The organism is Arthrobacter sp. PTI12 (assembly GCF_056679915.1).
Genome location: NZ_CM155256.1, coordinates 1815975 through 1833332 on the forward strand (window position 1 = coordinate 1815975; position 17358 = coordinate 1833332).

Sequence of the window (17358 nt, forward strand, 5' to 3'; positions counted from 1 at the left end):
CCACCTGAGCACCCGGCGAGAACAAGAACTGAAAGGGCGGCGCCGGCAAGGGCACACGCCAGGCGAGACTGATTCATAAATTCCCCGAACCTGTGATGAAGTAAGCTGCCAACCATCCTAACCAGAGTCGGTTGACACGCCAGCAGTTATCCACACGCAGGGGTAACGACGCCTAGGCGAGCACCTCGCTGAGGTCGTATGCCGCCGGAATTTCCAGCTGCTGGAACGTACAGGACCGCGCTTCCCGGTCCGGACGCCACCGATCAAATTGCACCGTGTGCCGGAACCGGTCGCCCTCCATCTGGTCGTACCGCACCTCCATGACCCGTCGCGGATACAAGCGGACATACGAAACATCCTTCGCGGAAGCGAACCGGCTCCGGTCCGTCTCGCCGCGAACAATCTCGCCGTCCTCATCCCGGATGACATCGGGCTCAAGCTCGTCAATCAGTTCCAACCGTCGCTTGTCGGAGAATGCGGAGGCGCCGCCGACATTACGCAACCCACCGCCGTCGTCGTACAGGCCCAAAAGAAGCGAACCAACACCCTGACCGCTTTTGTGTACGCGGTAGCCAAGTACAACGACGTCGGCAGTGCGCTTGTGCTTGACCTTGAGCATGCGGCGCTTATTTGGCTCGTAGGCAGCAGTGAGCGGCTTGGCGACCACACCGTCCAGCCCGGCACCCTCGAACTCGACCAGCCAACGCCGAGCGAGCTCGACGTCGTCGGTCACCTGTGAGAGGTGCACCGGTTCGGAAAACATTTCAGCAATTCCCTCCAACGCCTTTCGGCGATCTGAGAAAGGGACATCCGACAGATTGTGTTCGTCAAGACCGAGCAGATCAAAGGCAATGAACGACGCCGGTGTCTCCTTGGCGAGCAGGCGGACCCTGCTGTCGGCTGGGTGGATCCGCTGCGACAGAGCTTCCCAGTCGAGGCGCTCAGCTCCAGGTTCACCGCGGCGGACAACAATCTCTCCGTCGACCACGCACCGCTCAGGTAGGTTCTCAAGGAGTGCCTCTACGAGCTCGGGAAAGTACCGGGTGAGCGTCTTGGACCCGCGGCTGCCGATTTCACACTTCCCGTCCTCCACATGGATAACCGCGCGGAAGCCGTCCCACTTCGGTTCGTAGCTGAGTCCGCCGGGAACGCTGTCTGGCTCCGGGACAGCGTCCACGGCTTTAGCGAGCATCGGCTGAATCGGGAAGGGCAGGTCAGTCATGGATCGATCCTGTCTCATCGAGATCTGAATTTCCATGGACACGGCATATGTGCAGCGCGGTGACGCTGGAATTGAACGTTCCGAAAGAGGTGACGCACGGCATGGGCACTGTGCCTATACTCGTTCCTAAGGCCCCCGATCGGAAGAGAAGGGGCCGCCGCTTATTTACCGCATGCCAGGAATCATCCGTCCGGTGCCCACGAAAGGCCGACAATGAGCAACATTCCCGAAGACCTTTACTACACGGCTGAACACGAATGGGTCACAGCCCCCGACAACAATGGCGTTGTTCGTGTCGGCATCACCGACTTCGCCCAGGATGCGCTCGGCGACGTCGTTTATGTCCAGATGCCGGAGGCCGGCTCCAAAGTAGGTTCATCCGATGTCATCGGTGAAGTTGAATCCACCAAGAGTGTCAGCGACATTTACGCCCCGCTCACCGGCGAGGTCGTCAACCGTAACGAAGCGCTCGACGGCGAGCCTGCCCTGATCAACACCGATCCATACGGCGACGGTTGGCTGCTTGAAATCAAGGTGGAGGACAGCTCGGTGGTCAAGGAGCTTCTCAGTTCGTCGGAATACTCACAGCAGGTAGGCTAGGGTTACCGGCTCAGGCAAACAGATGGTGGCCAGCCGGGTAACCGGTTGGCCACGAGTTTTGGGGAAGGAAATTTTCAATGGTAGGCGAGAACAACGCAGCCGCACAGGACGCTTCGGGATCGCATGTGCCTTCACCTGAAACCACCACAATAGGACTGCCGCCGCAGACCTCCACGTCGGTGGAACCGCGGCTCACCCGCGAGGAACTCGCGGCCGTTGCCGCCCTCCCGGCCGGATCGGCACTGCTGATAGCACACACCGGACCGAATGCCGGCGCTCGTTTCCTTTTGGACGAAGATGTCACGACGGCCGGACGCCACCCAAACGCTGATATTTTCCTCGATGACGTCACGGTTTCTCGCAAGCATGCTGAATTCCGCCGTGAAGCAGAGGGCTTCCGGGTTGTTGACTCCCGCAGCCTCAACGGCACCTATGTCAACAATGACCGCGTGGACAGCGTGGTGCTGCGCAACGGTCACGAAGTGCAGATCGGCAAGTTCCGCCTCACTTTCTATGCTGCCGGGAGCGTGTCGCAGCCGCAGGGTCAGGTCTAGGGACTTTCATGCCCTCCTCCCAGCCGTCCCGGCGACCCGTGGGTGTAGCCCCGGAGCGTGTCAGCGGGAACGTACTGAATATCGGGGAGGTCCTCACTGAGCTGGCCGGGGACTTCCCGCACATCAGTGCCTCCAAGATTCGGTTCCTGGAGGAAAAAGGCCTAATCACTCCTCAGCGCACCCGTGCGGGCTATCGGAAATACACGCCTGTCGACGTCGAGCGGTTGCGTTTTGTCCTGGCCCTCCAACGCGATCAGTACCTGCCGCTTAAAGTCATCAAGGACTACCTCGACGCGGTGGACCGGGGAGAGCGCCCCGAGAACCTGCCCGGCGGTCTCACTCTCGCGCCGCGGATGGTCTCGGAGCAGCTAGCCCGCGAGCTCGGATCGCACGCTCGCCGGCTCACGCGGGAAACCCTGGCCGCGGAGGCGGGTGCACGCCCGGAACTGGTTCGGGACCTCATGGCGTTCGGTCTCATCGCCGAGGTGGAGGGCCGTTTCGATGAACACGCGCTGAAGATCACTCGTGCGTGCGTCCAGTTGGAGTCCCACGGAATCGAGCCGCGGCACCTTCGTCCTTTCCGTGCTGCAGCGGACCGTGAACTCGGTCTTGTTGAGAGCGTCGTCGCCCCGGTCGCCTCCCGCCGGGACGTTGCATCCAAGGCCCGGGCTGCAGAAACCGCTCGCGAAATCAGTGAGCTGTGTCTGAACCTCCACAGCGCCCTCGTCCAGGGCCAGATTGCTCGGATGGAAAATTAGGAGGCAGACATGATCGAGATGGATGTTGTGGGCGTTCGCATCGAGCTGCCGTCCAATCAGCCTCTCGTGCTGCTCAAGGAAGCCGCAGGCACGCGCCACATCCCCATCTGGATCGGTGCGCCTGAAGCCAGCGCAATCGCCTTCGTCCAGCAGGGTATTGTTCCGCCGCGGCCCATGACTCATGACCTCCTGGTCAGCATGGTCGCAGCACTGAACCACACCGTAACTGAGGTCCGGATCGTTCGGGTTGAGGATACGGTGTTCCACGCCGAAGTGGTGTTTGAGGACGGAACCACTGTCAGTTCCCGTGCGTCAGATGCCATAGCAATCGCACTGCGTGTGCCATGCCCGATCTACTGTGCTCCACAGGTCATGGAGGACACCGGGGTGGAGATCGCAGAAGCGGACGACGACGACGGCGAGGCGACTTCCCCCGAAGGCCAGGCTAACGCTGAGCGTGAATTGAAACAGTTCCGCGAGTTCCTGGCCGACGTCGAACCCGAAGACTTTGAGAAGTAAGCAAAAACGACACGGTTGGATTGTTATGTATGGCATCTTTGACCTCGGGCACCCGGAGATCTAACGTCGAAGCATACAGTTCCCATTGCACTAGCTGTAAACTCAGGGCAACACTCAATAAACCCCTGTGGACCTCGGCTTGCGCCACTTCCCCCCGGGAACCAGAACGAGGAGGCAACACGTGAGTCCGAAAGGCGACGCCGGTACGGGTGCCAACGCGGCCGCTACGGGTACTGCGATACCTGCCAGCGCACAGGGCCTGCTCTTCACCGAAGACCTCCCTGTGTTGGATGAAGACGCGGGTTACCGCGGCCCCACAGCCTGCAAAGCCGCAGGCATCACTTATCGCCAGCTCGATTACTGGGCGCGCACCGGCCTGGTTGAACCGGCGGTCCGGGGCGCCAAGGGATCTGGATCCCAGCGGCTCTACGGTTTCCGGGACATCCTGGTGCTCAAGGTTGTTAAACGTCTGTTGGACACCGGAGTCTCACTTCAGCAAATTCGCAGCGCCGTTGAGCACCTGCGGGAGCGCGGCGTCGAGGATCTTGCGCAGATCACATTGATGAGTGACGGCGCGAGCGTATATGAGTGCACGTCTGCAGACGAAGTGATTGATCTTGTCCAGGGCGGGCAGGGAGTCTTCGGCATCGCCGTCGGGCGTGTATGGCGGGAAGTTGAAGGCAGTCTCGCAGCGCTACCCAGCGAGCACGCAGCCGACCAGAACTTCCCGGATGACGAGTTGAGCAAGCGACGGGAAGCCCGCAAAATCAGCTGACCGGAAGTGTGCATTGTGCCCCGCCCCGAGCGGGGCATTTTTGTGTCCTGCGTCAGGATTGAATAGATCGCAGGCCGTGCTTTAGCGGCGCGCCACGCGATTGCGCATACGGCCGGAATCGAGCAGCGCACGGAGCAAATCATCGAAGTACCCGGCGGCCTGCTTGGCCGATTCACCCGGCCAGTGGTGCACCGCGTGCGCCGCGCCCTGGATCTGCTGCCAGTTGGCCTGTTCTGCGATGGTTGGGCTGAGCAGGAGGTCGCCGAACATCTGCTTCATCTCGTTCAACCGGAAGGTGTGCTCATTGGAACCGGTGCGCACCCGGTTGGCCACTATCCCTGCGGGTGTGAGGTTCGGTGCAAACTCGTTCTTGAAAAGTTCAATGGCCCGCATGGTCCGTTCAGTGCCGGCAACGGAGAACAGTCCGGGCTCGGCAACAAGCAGAACCCTGTTGCTCGCAGTCCAGGCCATGCGCGTGAGGCCGTTCAGCGAAGGTGGGCAGTCAATCAGGACAAGGCGGTAATCCTCGACCCGTTCCAGCAGCATCGACAGGCGGCGTAAGTCGCGCTTTCCCAAGTCGGGGCGGTCGTAAATGCCAGAGTACGCAGAGCCGATCGCGACATCGAGGACCGGAGCCGTGCCGTTCGAGCCGCGCTTGACGGCGTTACTCACCCAACCGCTTGGCGCCACATTGGCTGCAAGATCTCCCCGACGTGCATTCTTCAGCAGGCGGCCGATGTCAGTCTGGTCGCCGGCTTGAACACCCAGTCCGGTGGTGGCGTCCGCGTGGGGATCGAGATCAACAACAAGTGTGGGGATTCCAGCGGACATCGCCGCCGATGCGAGTCCAAGGGTGACCGAGGTCTTGCCGACCCCACCTTTGAGGCTGCTGATGCTCACTACTTGCACTTGTTGAACCAATACCTAACGTTGAGATGCCCGGATCGCAGGATCTATGGTGCCCGCACACCTATTCATCATAGGTGGACCGATAGTTCCGACGAACTTAGCTCTACGGTGGGGCGCGACAAGAAGTTACCGGCTCGTGAACGCAGATTACTGTGACCAGAAAGACCAAATGTAGGCTGGGGACGCTAAGTTGTCGTTCCATCGAACCCGCAAGAGCACAGGAGAGCAATGTTCTCGAAGATTCTGGTAGCCAACCGAGGCGAAATCGCCATTCGTGCGTTCCGGGCGGGTTTTGAAACCGGCGCCAAGACGGTAGCGGTTTTCCCGCAGGAGGACCGCAACTCGATCCACCGGCAGAAGGCCGATGAGGCGTACCTGATCGGTGAGGAAGGCCATCCGGTCCGCGCGTATCTGGACGTCGATGAGATCGTTCGGGTAGCCAAGGAGGCGGGCTGCGACGCAATCTATCCTGGCTATGGTTTCCTTTCGGAGAACCCGAACCTTGCACGCGCAGCGGCCGACGCCGGGATCACCTTCGTGGGCCCGCCGGCTGATGTGCTGGAGCTGGCCGGCAACAAGGTCCGTGCGCTGGAAGCAGCCCGTCAGGCTGGTATCCCGGTTTTGAAGTCTTCACAGCCGAGTGCCGATCTTGAGGAGCTGGTATCGGCGGCGGATGAGATTGGTTTCCCGATTTTCGCAAAGGCGGTCGCCGGTGGCGGCGGCCGCGGTATGCGCCGGGTGGACAAGCGGGAGGACCTGCGCGAAGCCCTTGAGGCGGCGATGCGCGAGGCAGACTCCGCGTTCGGTGACCCGACCATGTTCCTTGAGCAGGCGGTGCTGCGCCCGCGGCATATTGAGGTTCAGATCCTCGCCGACGGCGAGGGCAACGTGATGCACCTGTTTGAGCGGGATTGTTCCCTGCAGCGCCGTCACCAGAAGGTGATTGAGATCGCTCCGGCACCGAACCTTGATGAGAACATCCGTCAGGCGCTGTACCGTGACGCGGTCGCGTTCGCGAAGGCCTTGAATTACGTGAACGCGGGAACGGTGGAGTTCCTCGTGGACACGGTCGGTGAGCGCGCCGGGCAGCACGTCTTCATTGAGATGAACCCGCGTATTCAGGTGGAGCACACGGTGACGGAGGAAGTCACCGACGTCGACCTCGTCCAGTCACAGCTACGCATAGCAGCGGGGGAGACGCTGGCGGATCTTGGCCTGTCGCAGGATTCAGTGCGGCTTCGGGGTGCTGCCCTGCAGTCCCGGATCACCACGGAGGACCCGGCGAACGGGTTCCGCCCGGATGTCGGGAAGATCACCGCGTACCGGTCGGCTGGCGGCGCGGGTGTGCGCCTGGACGGTGGCACGGTCTATGCGGGCGCTGAGATCAGCCCGCACTTCGACTCGATGTTGGTGAAGCTCACCTGCCGCGGCCGGGACTATGAGTCCGCGGTCCGCAGGGCACGCCGCGCGCTGGCGGAGTTCAGGGTGCGTGGAGTGTCGACGAACATCTCATTCCTGCAGGCGGTGCTGGAGGATCCGGACTTCATCGCCGGTAACGTCGCCACCTCGTTCATCGATGAGCGCCCCGAACTGCTCACGGCCCGGGTCTCCGCTGACCGTGGCACGAAACTGCTGAACTGGCTCGCTGATGTCACCGTGAATAAGCCCAACGGGGAACTCACGGTTGAGCTTGACCCGGCCGAGAAGCTACCGGAAATCACCGAGCCGGAGCAGGACACGGCGAAGCGTCCGGGAAGCCGGCAGCGGCTGCAGGAATTGGGTCCGGAGGGTTTCGCTGCGGAGTTGCGCGCGCAGACGGCGTTGGCGGTCACTGACACCACGTTCCGGGATGCTCACCAATCGCTGTTGGCGACCCGGGTCCGTACCCGTGACCTTGCCGCGGCAGGTGCGGCGGTCTCGGCGAAGATGCCGGAACTGCTCTCTGTCGAGGCGTGGGGCGGGGCTACCTATGATGTCGCGCTGCGCTTCCTGGGCGAGGACCCGTGGGAGCGGCTCGCTGTGCTGCGCGCCGAGATGCCCAACGTGTGTCTGCAGATGCTGTTGCGTGGCCGCAACACGGTCGGCTATACCCCGTACCCGGAAGCGGTCACCGAAGCGTTCGTGCAGGAAGCCGCAGCGACGGGTATCGATATCTTCCGGATCTTCGATGCCCTGAACGATGTTTCGCAGATGGAACCGGCGATCCGCGCTGTCCGGGATACCGGAACCGCCGTCGCCGAGGTGGCCCTGTGCTACACCTCGGACATGCTCGATCCGGAGGAAAAGCTCTATACCCTGGATTACTACCTCGACCTTGCGCAGCGCATCGTCGACGCCGGTGCGCACATTCTGGCGATCAAGGACATGGCGGGGCTGCTGCGCCCGGCGGCGGTGGCGAAGCTTGTCACCGCGCTGCGTGAGCGGTTCGACCTGCCGGTCCACCTGCACACCCATGACACCGCGGGTGGTCAGTTGGCCACCCTGCTGGCGGCTTCCAACGCCGGGGTCGACGCCGTCGATGTCGCCAGCGCTTCATTGGCCGGAACCACCAGCCAGCCCTCTGCCTCCGCCCTGGTCGCAGCCCTCGCGCACACCGAACGTGACACCGGCATGTCGCTGGAGGCTGTGAGCTCCCTGGAGCCGTACTGGGAAGCAGTGCGGCGGGTGTACGCCCCGTTCGAGTCCGGGCTGCCCGGGCCGACCGGCCGTGTCTACCGGCACGAGATTCCTGGCGGTCAGCTCTCCAACCTCCGCCAGCAGGCCATTGCCCTGGGTCTGGGTGAGCGGTTTGAAGCCGTCGAGGACATGTACACGGCGGCGGACCGGATGCTCGGCCGGCTGGTGAAGGTCACCCCGTCCTCAAAGGTCGTCGGGGACCTCGCCCTGCAGCTCGTGGGCTCGAACGTGGACCCGGCAGCGTTCGAGGAGAACCCGCAAAGCTACGACATCCCGGATTCCGTGATCGGGTTCCTCAGCGGTGAACTCGGCGACCCGCCCGGAGGCTGGCCTGAACCGTTCCGCACCAAGGCCCTGCAGGGACGCACCATCAAGGTCCGCGACGCGGACCTGGCCGCCGAAGACCAGCAGGCACTGGAGGGGGACTCGGCGACCCGCCGCGCCACGTTGAACCGGTTGTTGTTCGCAGGGCCCACGAAGGACTTCCAGACCACTCGGGATACCTTTGGCGACGTGTCCGTCCTGGACACCCGCGATTACCTCTATGGGTTGCAGCAGGGCAGCGAGCACGTCATCGAACTCGAGAAGGGTGTCCGCCTCATCGCGACCCTCGAGGCAGTCTCTGAACCGGACGAGAAGGGCATGCGGACCGTGATGTGCACCCTCAACGGGCAGATGCGCCCCGTCGTCGTACGCGACCGCAGTGTCCACAGTGACGTCAAGGCCGCCGAGAAAGCCGACCCTGCCCAGCCCGGTCACGTCGCCGCACCCTTCGCGGGCGCCGTCACAGTCAGTCTGGCTGAAGGTGACACCGTCCAGGCAGGTGACACTGTCGCAACCATTGAAGCAATGAAGATGGAAGCAGGCATCACCACCACCGTCGGCGGAACCGTCAAACGGCTCGCTATCGGCGCCATCGAACAGGTACAAGGCGGCGACCTCCTCCTGGTCATCGATCCATCCTGAAAGGTGCCTGCGCTAAGGTGATGCAGAATCCACCTGCGGTGTCCCGCTGCGGGTGTTATGCGAGCGTGAGGAATTATGGCGAACGAGAAGAAGCCGGCAGAGCGGTCCAAGGACGGGGTCGGCGTGCCGCAGGAGTCGGATGAGGCCGTAATGACTGGAGACCAGTCCGCTGGCGAGACGGCCCCTGGCGGCGCCGGCACGGCACAGTCAGACAAGCAGGCGGGCTCGGATGAGGCGCAACACCCAGCACCGGAAGCGGCCGGGGAGTCCACGCTGAGCTCTGAGGACGACGCCGCTTCACCGGATGGCGCTGATCTGGGCGGTCCTGCGGTGGTCCAGGCGCCGCTGCCGGACCGGCTGCCGCACATCGGGATCACCCCCGCCACGGATGGGCAGCGCCCGGGACAACATCCGACCGATTCTTCCGAGCTCACCTTGGCCGACAGCGACATCCGGCTCTCCGAGGATGAGGAGTTGACCGGTTGGCAGCCGTCAGGCGGACGTGGCAGCGAACTACCTGCTGTCCCTCAGGCTGTTACCCCCGCATCCCCTGACCGCAGCGCGCGGCGGAACAGGGAAGAGGGTCCGGAGCCGGCGTCGTCGCTCACGGCAGACAGGCTGCTGACGTCACAGCAGCGTGCCCCCATCAGCGGATGGCGGTACTGGCTGTACAAGGCGACCTTCGGCTACCTGAACCTCGGCGATTCGGACGCCGTGCGCATCCGCCGTGCGCTTGAGCACCGGGTGAGCGTCCGATTGGGAGAGCGGACCCGGTACGTCCCGGTGCTTTCCCGCAAGGGCGGCGTCGGGAAGACAACAGTGACTACCCTGCTCGGAATGGCTCTGGCAGACATCCGCGAGGACCGGATCATTGCCATGGACGCCAACCCGGACCGCGGCACGCTCTCCGACCGGTCGCCGGGCAAAGCCGACTTCACCGCGCGCCAACTGGTGCAGAACCGGTTCATGGTCGATTCCTTCGCACAGCTGTCCAGTTATGTTGCACGGGACGGCTCGCGCCTTCACGTGCTCGCCTCCGACACCGATCCCGCTGTTGCCCAGGCGTTCGATGACGCTGATTACCGCGCGGTGACGGACATCCTCGGACGGTACTACTCGATCGTCCTCACTGACTCCGGCACCGGTATGGTGCACTCGGTTATGAAGGGGACCCTCGAGAAAGCCGACGCCGTCGTCCTCGTTTCAGGCGGCAGCGTCGACGAGGCGCGCCTTGCGTCCGAAACGCTGTCCTGGCTTGAAGCGCACGGCCGGCATGATTTGGTGGCCAAGGCAATCGTGGTGGTCAACATGTCCTCCGGGAACCGCACGGAGGTCAACGTCAACGAGATCGAGGAACACTTCCGTTCCCGTGTCGGCACTGTTGTGCGCATCCCGTATGACCGCCATCTCGCCGAGGGCTCCCGCGTGGAGCTTTCCAAACTGCAGACCCGCACCAGGGATGCAGTGGTTGAGCTCGCCGCGCTTGTTGTAGATCAGCTGCACTGACCAGTGACCCACTACGACCTCGCGATTATCGGGTCCGGCTCCGGCAACACCATCATCACGCCTGAGTGGGATGACAAAAGAATCGCGATCATCGAAGGCGGGACTTTCGGCGGAACCTGCCTGAACGTGGGCTGCATCCCGACCAAGATGTTCGTCTACCCGGCGGAGCTGGCCCGTGCAGCTGACGAGGCCGGCCGCCTCGGAGTGGACCTGCAGCACACCGGAACACGCTGGACAGACCTGCGGGACCGGATTTTCACCCGCATCGACAGCATCTCCGACGCAGGGCGTGTCTACCGGGCCGATGAACTGCAGCATGTTGACCTGTACGAGGAAGACGTACGTTTCACCGGCGACCACTCTCTGAGAACGAACGCCGGCACCGAGATCACTGCTGATCAGGTGGTCGTCGCGGCAGGCTCGCGGGCAGTGATTCCGGACATTCCAGGACTGGACCTGCCACAGGTCCACACCTCGGACACCGTCATGCGGCTGGAGGAACAGCCACGAAGGATGCTGATTATCGGTGGCGGGTACATTGCAGCCGAGTTCGCGCACATCTTCTCTGCCCTCGGCACCGACGTCAACCTTGCGGTGCGGTCGGGACACATGCTGCGCTCCCTCGACGACACCATTTCCGAACGTTTCACGGAGAAGGCACTGGCGCAGTGGAAGGTTCTTACCCGACACCAGGTCAACAGAGTGGACGCCAACGCCGACGGATCGGTCACCGCTAACGTCACTGGACCTGACGGAACCGCTCTGTCTGTGGAAGCCGACGTCGTGCTCGTCGCGACCGGACGCACGCCGAACAGCGACCGGGTGGGTGCAGCGGCGGTCGGTTTCGACGAAACCGAAGACGGCCGGATTGCGGTTGACCCGTTCCAGCGAGTGCTGAGGGACGGCAAGCCCGTACCCGGAGTCTGGGCACTCGGGGACATCTCAAGCCCCTTCCAGCTCAAGCACGTCGCTAACCATGAGGCGCGGGTGGTATCCCACAACCTGCTTCATCCGGAGGCCCTGCATACCAGCGATCACCGTTATGTGCCCGCAGCCGTCTTCACCAGGCCACAGATCGCGACCGTGGGTCTTACCGAAGAGCAGGCACTGAAACGCGCGGAGCGAACGGGTTCACGCGTTGCGGTGGCCGTCCAGCAGTACGGGTCAACCGCCTACGGGTGGGCGATGGAAGACACCACGGGCATCGTGAAGGTGCTCGCGGAGGAAGACAGCGGCATCATCCTCGGCGCACACATCATGGGACATGAAGCCTCGAACCTGATCCAGCCGATCATTCAGGCAATGCACTTCGGTCTGGACGCGTTCACCATGGCCCGCGGCCAGTACTGGATTCACCCTGCGCTGACCGAGGTGGTGGAGAACGCCCTGCTTTCGCTGAAGGTGCCCTCCACCTGAGAACCTACGCCTGCTGCATGCGCTGCTGCGCGTAGATTTCCTCAACCACCGTGGAGTAGTCCTTGAGCACCTGCGCGCGCTTGATCTTCATCGACGGCGTGAGATGACCGCTTGCCTCTGTGAAGTCCTGCTCAACGATGCGGAATACCTTGATCGCCTCCGCCTGGCTGACCGACTCATTGGCGGAATCCACGAGCGCCTGGATTTCTGCGCGGACCGCGGGATGATTCGCCACTTCAGCCATCGTGGTTCCGGCAGGAAGGTCGTGACGCTCAAGCCATCCGGGCAAAGCTTCCTCATCGAGGGTTATCAAAGCGGAGATGAACGGCCTCTGATCTCCCACAACAACACACTGGGACACGAGCGCGTTGGCGCGGATGGTGTCCTCCAGCTGTGCCGGGACGACGTTCTTGCCGCTGGCCGTCACAATAATTTCCTTCTTGCGCCCCGTGATGCTCAGGAAACCGTCCTCGTCGAGTTGCCCAATGTCGCCGGTGTGGAACCAGCCGTCGGTGAAGGCTTCCTCCGTGAGATCGGGACGCTTGAAATAGCCTTTCAGGACGCAGACGCCCTTGGTGAGGATTTCGCCGTCGTCCGCGATCCTGACTGCGTTGCCCGGCAGCGGCGCACCCACCGTGCCGATCTTGATCTTCTGCGGCGTGCTGACCGAGATGGGCGCCGTGGTTTCAGTCAGCCCGTACCCCTCGAGCACCATCAGCCCGATGCCATGGAAGAAGTGGCCGAGCCGGTCGCCCAGCGGCGCGCCGCCTGACACAGCATGCTGGACCCTGCCGCCCATAGCGGTCCGGATTTTGCCATAGAGCAGCTTGTCGAAGATGGCGTGCTTGACCTTCAGGCCGAGGCCCACCTTGCCCGCCTGGTCGGCTTTCGACCAGGCGATCGCGACATCGACGCCGGCATGGAAAATCTTGCCCTTGCCGTTGTCCTCGGCCTTCAGCATGGAGTTGTTGTAGACCTTCTCGAACACGCGCGGTACAGCCAGAATGAAGGTCGGCTTGTAGCTTTGCAGGTCCGGAAGCAGGTTCTTGATGTCCGGTGTGTGCGCAACGGTGGCGCCGGCGGCAACGCAGAGCACCGAGATGAACCGGGCGAAGACGTGCGCGAGGGGCAGAAACATGATGGTCTGCGCGCCCTCGTGTGCAACTTCGGGCAGTGCCGCCGCCGCGTTCTCCGACAACTCAACGAAGTTGCCGTGCGTCAGTTCGCACCCCTTGGGCTTTCCGGTTGTCCCGGACGTGTAGATGATGGTCGCTACATCGTCGAGACCCGCGATCAGGCGCCGCTCCTCAAGCGCTGCATCATCAATGGCCGCCCCGGCTTCCCGCAGGGTATCGAGCCCGCCGCCGTCAAACTGCCACACATCGCGGAACCCCTCCAGGTTCTCCGAGGCAACTGCCTGACGCACCACGTTCTCGTGGCGGCCAGACTCCACGAAAGCAGCGACTGCACCGGAATCACCAAGGATCCAAGCGACCTGCGACGGCGACGACGTTTCATACACAGGCACGGAGACAGCCCCCGCGAACCAGACGGCAAAATCAACCAGAGCCCACTCATACCGGGTACGCGCCATGATCGCGACGCGGTCGCCCGCTTCCACACCTGACGCCATCAGGCCCTTGGCGATCCTGCGAACATCGGAAAGGAAGTCCGTTGCGCGGATATCGGACCATTGCCCTGAGGCGTCCTTCGTGGCAAAAAGGGCAGGATTGCTCTGTTTCTCCGCCTGCTTCACCACGAGGTGCGTAGTGTTGTTGTCCCGAGGGACCTTCACCTTGACCGGAACGCTGAATTCGCGCACGGGAATCTCCTTTGATCTTCATCACATCCTGTGAGTGGCCCTAGCCTATAGCTTTTCCCGGGAGCTCTTACTCTCCAGTAATGTACAAAACGGTAACGGTGAACCGCAGTCAGCAACGCGGTGCAGTCCCAGAACGACGGCGGGAGGCCGGTACCCATGCAGACGGAACGAGAAGAGCGTCCCACGGCAGGCGGAAACCGTTTCGGCGGCGGAAGCCGCCAACCCCTTGGATCGCCGCTGGCCGCCGGCTCCCGTTACGCGGCGCGCCCGTTGCGTGCACGGGGTCTTGCCATCGGCATCGACATCGGCGGGACCAAGGTTGCAGCCGGGGTCGTGGATCCGGACGGCACCATCGTGGCCTCTGCCCGCAGGGAAACTCCCGGCCAGGATCCGCGTGCAGTGGAAAGAGTCATCGCTGACCTGGTGCGGGAGCTTGGAAGCGGTCGCCGCATCCGGTCAGTCGGGATCGGCGCCGCCGGGTGGATGGACCTCGACAACGGGACGGTCCTGTTCAGCCCGCACCTTGCCTGGCGCAACGAACCATTGAGAGCCAACCTGGAGAAGGCGCTGCGGCGGCGCGTCACCGTGCTCAATGATGCCGACGCCGCCGCCTGGGCCGAATGGCGTTTCGGTGCAGGGCGTGGGGAACCGCGGCTCGTCCTCATCACGCTGGGCACCGGAATAGGCGGCGCAATGATCATGGGCGGTGTGCTTGAGCGCGGACGCCACGGCGTGGCGGGGGAGTTCGGCCACCAAATCATCGTGCCGAACGGGCATCGCTGCGAGTGTGGAAACCGTGGTTGCTGGGAGCAGTACGCCTCGGGCAACGCCCTGGGCAGGGAAGCCCGCGAGCTGGCGTCCGCCAATTCACCGGTGGCGCAAACGCTGCTGCGGGAGGTGAATGGCAACATCGACGCCATCACCGGAGCAGTGGTCACACGCCTGGCGCTTCGTGGCGACCCGGTGTGCCGGGAGTTGATTGACGACGTCGGTCAGTGGCTTGGCCTTGGCCTCGCGAATCTCGGTGCCGCCCTGGACCCGGGGACCTTTGTCATCGGTGGCGGACTCGGTGCCGCCGGGCAGCTCCTCATTGACCCGGCGCGGCGAACCTTCGAACGTAATCTGACCGGACGCGGCTTCCGTCCCGCCGCCATGATCACCTCAGCAGCGCTGGGTCCGGATGCCGGCCTCGTCGGCGCCGCGGACCTCTCACGGATCAGATACCGCCCATTGTTGGGCAGGGCTTACGGAAATGCGCCGTCGGGACGTTTCCGTGAGCGGCGCTAAGCCGCCGGCGGCAAGTTAGACCTCCGCGCCGTCGTCGTCGTAATCACGGGTTTTCGGAAGGCGGAAAATCAGGAACGTCACGCTCGCAATGAAGATCCCGACGATTCCCAGCATCACGGTGGTGGAGACTGACCGCCAGAACATTGCAATCAGCATGAGCGCTACTGGGCCGCCCACCGCGCACAGCCAGGCCAGCACCACGAGGGGATCTCCCACGCCGAGGGCCGGAGGTTCGGGCGGCTGGTAGGTGCCGTCATCCTCATGTTCGGATGCCGAGTAATCCCGGGGGCCGGGCGGCGCCGGTGCAGGCTGGTTGTCGAAGATCGCCCGAACGCGCTCCTCGGCGGTGGGTGCAGGTCCTGATGCCTGACGTTCGGGAAAGTCACTGCTGGGGCTTTCTTCCAACCGCGCGACGAGGTCCTGCCAGACGGCGTCGTCAGTGGATTCGTTAGGGTCCTGTGCTCGGGGACTCATGCGGTGGTACCTGCTGTCACGTGCTCGATGAATGCTGCGGAGCGCTCGAAGATGAGCTCCTGGTCGTGGTCCATGGTGGCCACGTGGTAGCTGTTCTCCAACCGTATTACTTCCAAGTGTGCGCTCCCAATGCGCCTTTGTAGAACTTCCAGGCTGCTTTCCGGCACAATCCTGTCCACATTGGACCGGAAGACCAGCGTGGGTGCGGTGACCTGGGGGAGCCGGTCGGTGGTGTCGCGAAAAAGCTGCGCAAGCTGGTGGACTGCAGCGACCGGCGTACGGGGATACGCCCGCTCGTCCATGCCCTCCTTCCGGATGTCATTGCCGATCGAGGGGACCGACCGGAGCAGGTACTTCAGTACGCCGGCGTAACGGGCGCGCGGATCGCCCATGGTGAGGCCGGGATTTACGACGACGACGCCGGCCACCGGTTCCAGCGCCGCCAACCGCAGAGCGAGGGCACCACCCATCGACAGTCCTGCCACGACCACCGCGTCAGTATTTCGAGCCAGATCCTGATACGCCGTGTCGATCCCCTCGTACCAGCGCTCCCAGGGTGTCCTTGCGAGCTCCTGCCAGGTGGTGCCGTGCCCGGCCAGCAACGGGAGCCGCACGGCGAAGCCGTAATCAGCCAGGTACCGGGCCCAGCCAGCCACGCTCGCCGGCGAGCCGGTGAAGCCATGGCTCAGAAGAACCCCAATACGTGCGTTATTTCCTGAACCGTTCGAGGAGAACGCTGCGAGAGTGGGGTCGGCCGTCATGATTCCAATGGTGTCATCGCGTTCCGCGGACTGCCAGTGACGTCCCGCACACTGTCCGCCCGTAGAGTAGTGTTCCAAGAACCCGTTTGCGGAAGGCATGGTTTTGCCTGTTCCCAGGTAATCGGAACATCCACGCAGGAAGGCTGGCAGAGTGTTCTACTGGATCATGAAGAGGATCTTTATTGGTCCACTTGTGAATCTCTTGTTCAGGCCATGGGTCAAGGGACTGGATAACATTCCGGCAACCGGTGCAGCTGTCATCGTGAGCAACCACCTATCTTTCTCGGATTCGATCTTCCTTCCACTTGCAGTGCCGCGTCCTGTGGTGTTTCTGGCTAAATCCGAGTACTTCACAGGCAAGGGCCTGAAAGGAAAGCTGACCGCTGCGTTTTTTCGGCTGACAAACCAGCTGCCGATGGATCGTTCCGGGGGCGCCGCGTCCGCCACGTCGCTGTCGGCAGGAGAAGAAATCCTGAAGTCCGGTGCGTTGCTGGGTATCTATCCCGAGGGAACGCGTAGCCCGGACGGCAGGCTTTACCGCGGAAAGACCGGCGTCGCCAAGCTGATCCTCGCAACCGGGGTACCGGTCATTCCGGTTGCCATGATCGGTACGGACAAGGTGCAGCCCATCGGAAGACGGATCCCGAATATTCGCCGTGTGGGCATCATCGTCGGGGAGCCGATGGACTTCCGGCGCTATGCAGGGATGGGCGAGGACCGCTTCATTCAACGTTCCGTGACCGATGAAATCATGTATGCGCTCATGCGGCTCTCCGGTCAGGAGTATGTCGACGTCTACGCCAGCAGCGTCAAGGAGCGTCTCGCCAGCGCGAAGACGGCAGGCAGGAAGACCAGCAAGAAGGCGGAGCGGATCGCGGATCCGTCCCGTCAGGCCGCCGTCCGGCTGGAAGGCTCTGCTCCGGCAGACGTATTTCAGCCGTCGTCGGACACCTCCTTGCCGCCAAGTACCGAAGGTCCGTTGCCCGGTGAAGTACGAACCATCGGACATGACCCTGGCGAGGCCTCTGATGAGACGCCGGACCCTCCTGCCGCACCCCGGCGAACACGGAAAAGGCACGAGGGCGATTCCAGCAGCCGGGCTATGTGACGGGA

The 17358-nt window shown here is 63.0% G+C and carries 15 protein-coding genes; 10 read left to right on the forward strand and 5 right to left on the reverse strand.

Translation table 11 applies throughout. The features are described from left to right. Positions 1-172: 172 nt before the first annotated feature. Positions 173-1222, reverse strand: coding sequence for an ATP-dependent DNA ligase (locus tag AC1MBU_RS08825; protein WP_479787002.1), 1050 nt, complete (start codon positions 1220-1222; stop codon positions 173-175). 213 nt (positions 1223-1435) lie between these two features. Here AC1MBU_RS08825 and gcvH point away from each other — a divergent pair, with 213 nt between their 5' ends. The 5 genes from gcvH to AC1MBU_RS08850 all read left to right on the forward strand — a co-directional run bounded on the left by gcvH (position 1436) and on the right by AC1MBU_RS08850 (position 4428). Then, positions 1436-1822, forward strand: coding sequence for a glycine cleavage system protein GcvH (gene gcvH / locus AC1MBU_RS08830; protein ID WP_277357842.1), 387 nt, complete (start codon positions 1436-1438; stop codon positions 1820-1822). Between the two features lie 77 nt (positions 1823-1899). Continuing rightward, complete coding sequence (locus AC1MBU_RS08835) at positions 1900-2376, forward strand: FHA domain-containing protein (protein WP_056547075.1); 477 nt, start codon at positions 1900-1902, stop codon at positions 2374-2376. Between the two features lie 8 nt (positions 2377-2384). After that, positions 2385-3134 carry a transcriptional regulator FtsR gene (ftsR, locus tag AC1MBU_RS08840; RefSeq protein ID WP_056547078.1) on the forward strand — a complete coding sequence of 250 codons (750 nt, stop codon included), beginning with the start codon at positions 2385-2387 and terminating at the stop codon, positions 3132-3134. 9 nt (positions 3135-3143) lie between these two features. Then, positions 3144-3653: a bifunctional nuclease family protein gene (locus tag AC1MBU_RS08845; RefSeq protein WP_479787003.1), complete on the forward strand. Its 510-nt coding sequence runs from the start codon at positions 3144-3146 to the stop codon at positions 3651-3653. Between the two features lie 181 nt (positions 3654-3834). Further along, a complete protein-coding gene (locus tag AC1MBU_RS08850) occupies positions 3835-4428 on the forward strand; it encodes a MerR family transcriptional regulator (protein ID WP_056547084.1) in 594 nt (197 codons plus the stop codon). 81 nt (positions 4429-4509) lie between these two features. Here the strand turns inward: AC1MBU_RS08850 and AC1MBU_RS08855 are convergent, their stop codons facing one another. After that, entirely contained in the window at positions 4510-5337 is an 828-nt protein-coding gene (locus AC1MBU_RS08855) for a ParA family protein (RefSeq protein ID WP_277357840.1), read from the reverse strand. Between the two features lie 228 nt (positions 5338-5565). Here AC1MBU_RS08855 and AC1MBU_RS08860 point away from each other — a divergent pair, with 228 nt between their 5' ends. The 3 genes from AC1MBU_RS08860 (at position 5566) to AC1MBU_RS08870 (ending at position 11901) form a co-directional block, all read left to right on the forward strand. Beyond that, a complete protein-coding gene (locus AC1MBU_RS08860) occupies positions 5566-8979 on the forward strand; it encodes a pyruvate carboxylase (RefSeq protein ID WP_479787005.1) in 3414 nt (1137 codons plus the stop codon). 75 nt (positions 8980-9054) lie between these two features. Further along, on the forward strand, positions 9055-10485 hold the full coding sequence (locus AC1MBU_RS08865; RefSeq protein ID WP_479787006.1) for a nucleotide-binding protein: 1431 nt from the start codon (positions 9055-9057) through the stop codon (positions 10483-10485). Positions 10486-10488: 3 nt separating this feature from the next. Beyond that, complete coding sequence (locus AC1MBU_RS08870) at positions 10489-11901, forward strand: mycothione reductase (protein ID WP_479787007.1); 1413 nt, start codon at positions 10489-10491, stop codon at positions 11899-11901. A 4-nt stretch (positions 11902-11905) separates the two neighbouring features. On the opposite strand, the gene AC1MBU_RS08875 is transcribed toward AC1MBU_RS08870, so the two are convergent. Further along, on the reverse strand, positions 11906-13723 hold the full coding sequence (locus AC1MBU_RS08875; RefSeq protein WP_479787009.1) for an AMP-dependent synthetase/ligase: 1818 nt from the start codon (positions 13721-13723) through the stop codon (positions 11906-11908). A 156-nt stretch (positions 13724-13879) separates the two neighbouring features. Between AC1MBU_RS08875 and AC1MBU_RS08880 the strand changes: the two genes are divergently transcribed. Continuing rightward, a complete protein-coding gene (locus tag AC1MBU_RS08880; RefSeq protein ID WP_479787010.1) occupies positions 13880-15010 on the forward strand; it encodes an ROK family glucokinase in 1131 nt (376 codons plus the stop codon). 15 nt (positions 15011-15025) lie between these two features. On the opposite strand, the gene AC1MBU_RS08885 is transcribed toward AC1MBU_RS08880, so the two are convergent. Continuing rightward, complete coding sequence (locus AC1MBU_RS08885) at positions 15026-15484, reverse strand: hypothetical protein (protein ID WP_471673310.1); 459 nt, start codon at positions 15482-15484, stop codon at positions 15026-15028. Next, complete coding sequence (locus AC1MBU_RS08890) at positions 15481-16245, reverse strand: alpha/beta hydrolase (protein ID WP_346028377.1); 765 nt, start codon at positions 16243-16245, stop codon at positions 15481-15483. Before AC1MBU_RS08890 ends, AC1MBU_RS08885 begins: the two co-directional genes overlap by 4 nt. Before the next feature lie 151 nt (positions 16246-16396). Between AC1MBU_RS08890 and AC1MBU_RS08895 the strand changes: the two genes are divergently transcribed. Continuing rightward, the gene (locus AC1MBU_RS08895; RefSeq protein ID WP_277357832.1) at positions 16397-17353 is read left to right on the forward strand and encodes a lysophospholipid acyltransferase family protein; all 957 of its coding nucleotides are present in this window, start codon (positions 16397-16399) and stop codon (positions 17351-17353) included. The last annotated feature ends 5 nt before the right edge of the window (positions 17354-17358 follow it).

Coding starts and splice junctions, on each gene's coding strand:
- AC1MBU_RS08825 (WP_479787002.1), bottom strand. CDS start 1,222: ATGACTGACCTGCCCTTCCCGATTCAGCCGATGCTCGCTAAAGCCGTG.
- gcvH (WP_277357842.1), top strand. CDS start 1,436: ATGAGCAACATTCCCGAAGACCTTTACTACACGGCTGAACACGAATGG.
- AC1MBU_RS08835 (WP_056547075.1), top strand. CDS start 1,900: ATGGTAGGCGAGAACAACGCAGCCGCACAGGACGCTTCGGGATCGCAT.
- ftsR (WP_056547078.1), top strand. CDS start 2,385: ATGCCCTCCTCCCAGCCGTCCCGGCGACCCGTGGGTGTAGCCCCGGAG.
- AC1MBU_RS08845 (WP_479787003.1), top strand. CDS start 3,144: ATGATCGAGATGGATGTTGTGGGCGTTCGCATCGAGCTGCCGTCCAAT.
- AC1MBU_RS08860 (WP_479787005.1), top strand. CDS start 5,566: ATGTTCTCGAAGATTCTGGTAGCCAACCGAGGCGAAATCGCCATTCGT.
- AC1MBU_RS08865 (WP_479787006.1), top strand. CDS start 9,055: ATGGCGAACGAGAAGAAGCCGGCAGAGCGGTCCAAGGACGGGGTCGGC.
- AC1MBU_RS08880 (WP_479787010.1), top strand. CDS start 13,880: ATGCAGACGGAACGAGAAGAGCGTCCCACGGCAGGCGGAAACCGTTTC.
- AC1MBU_RS08885 (WP_471673310.1), bottom strand. CDS start 15,484: ATGAGTCCCCGAGCACAGGACCCTAACGAATCCACTGACGACGCCGTC.
- AC1MBU_RS08890 (WP_346028377.1), bottom strand. CDS start 16,245: ATGACGGCCGACCCCACTCTCGCAGCGTTCTCCTCGAACGGTTCAGGA.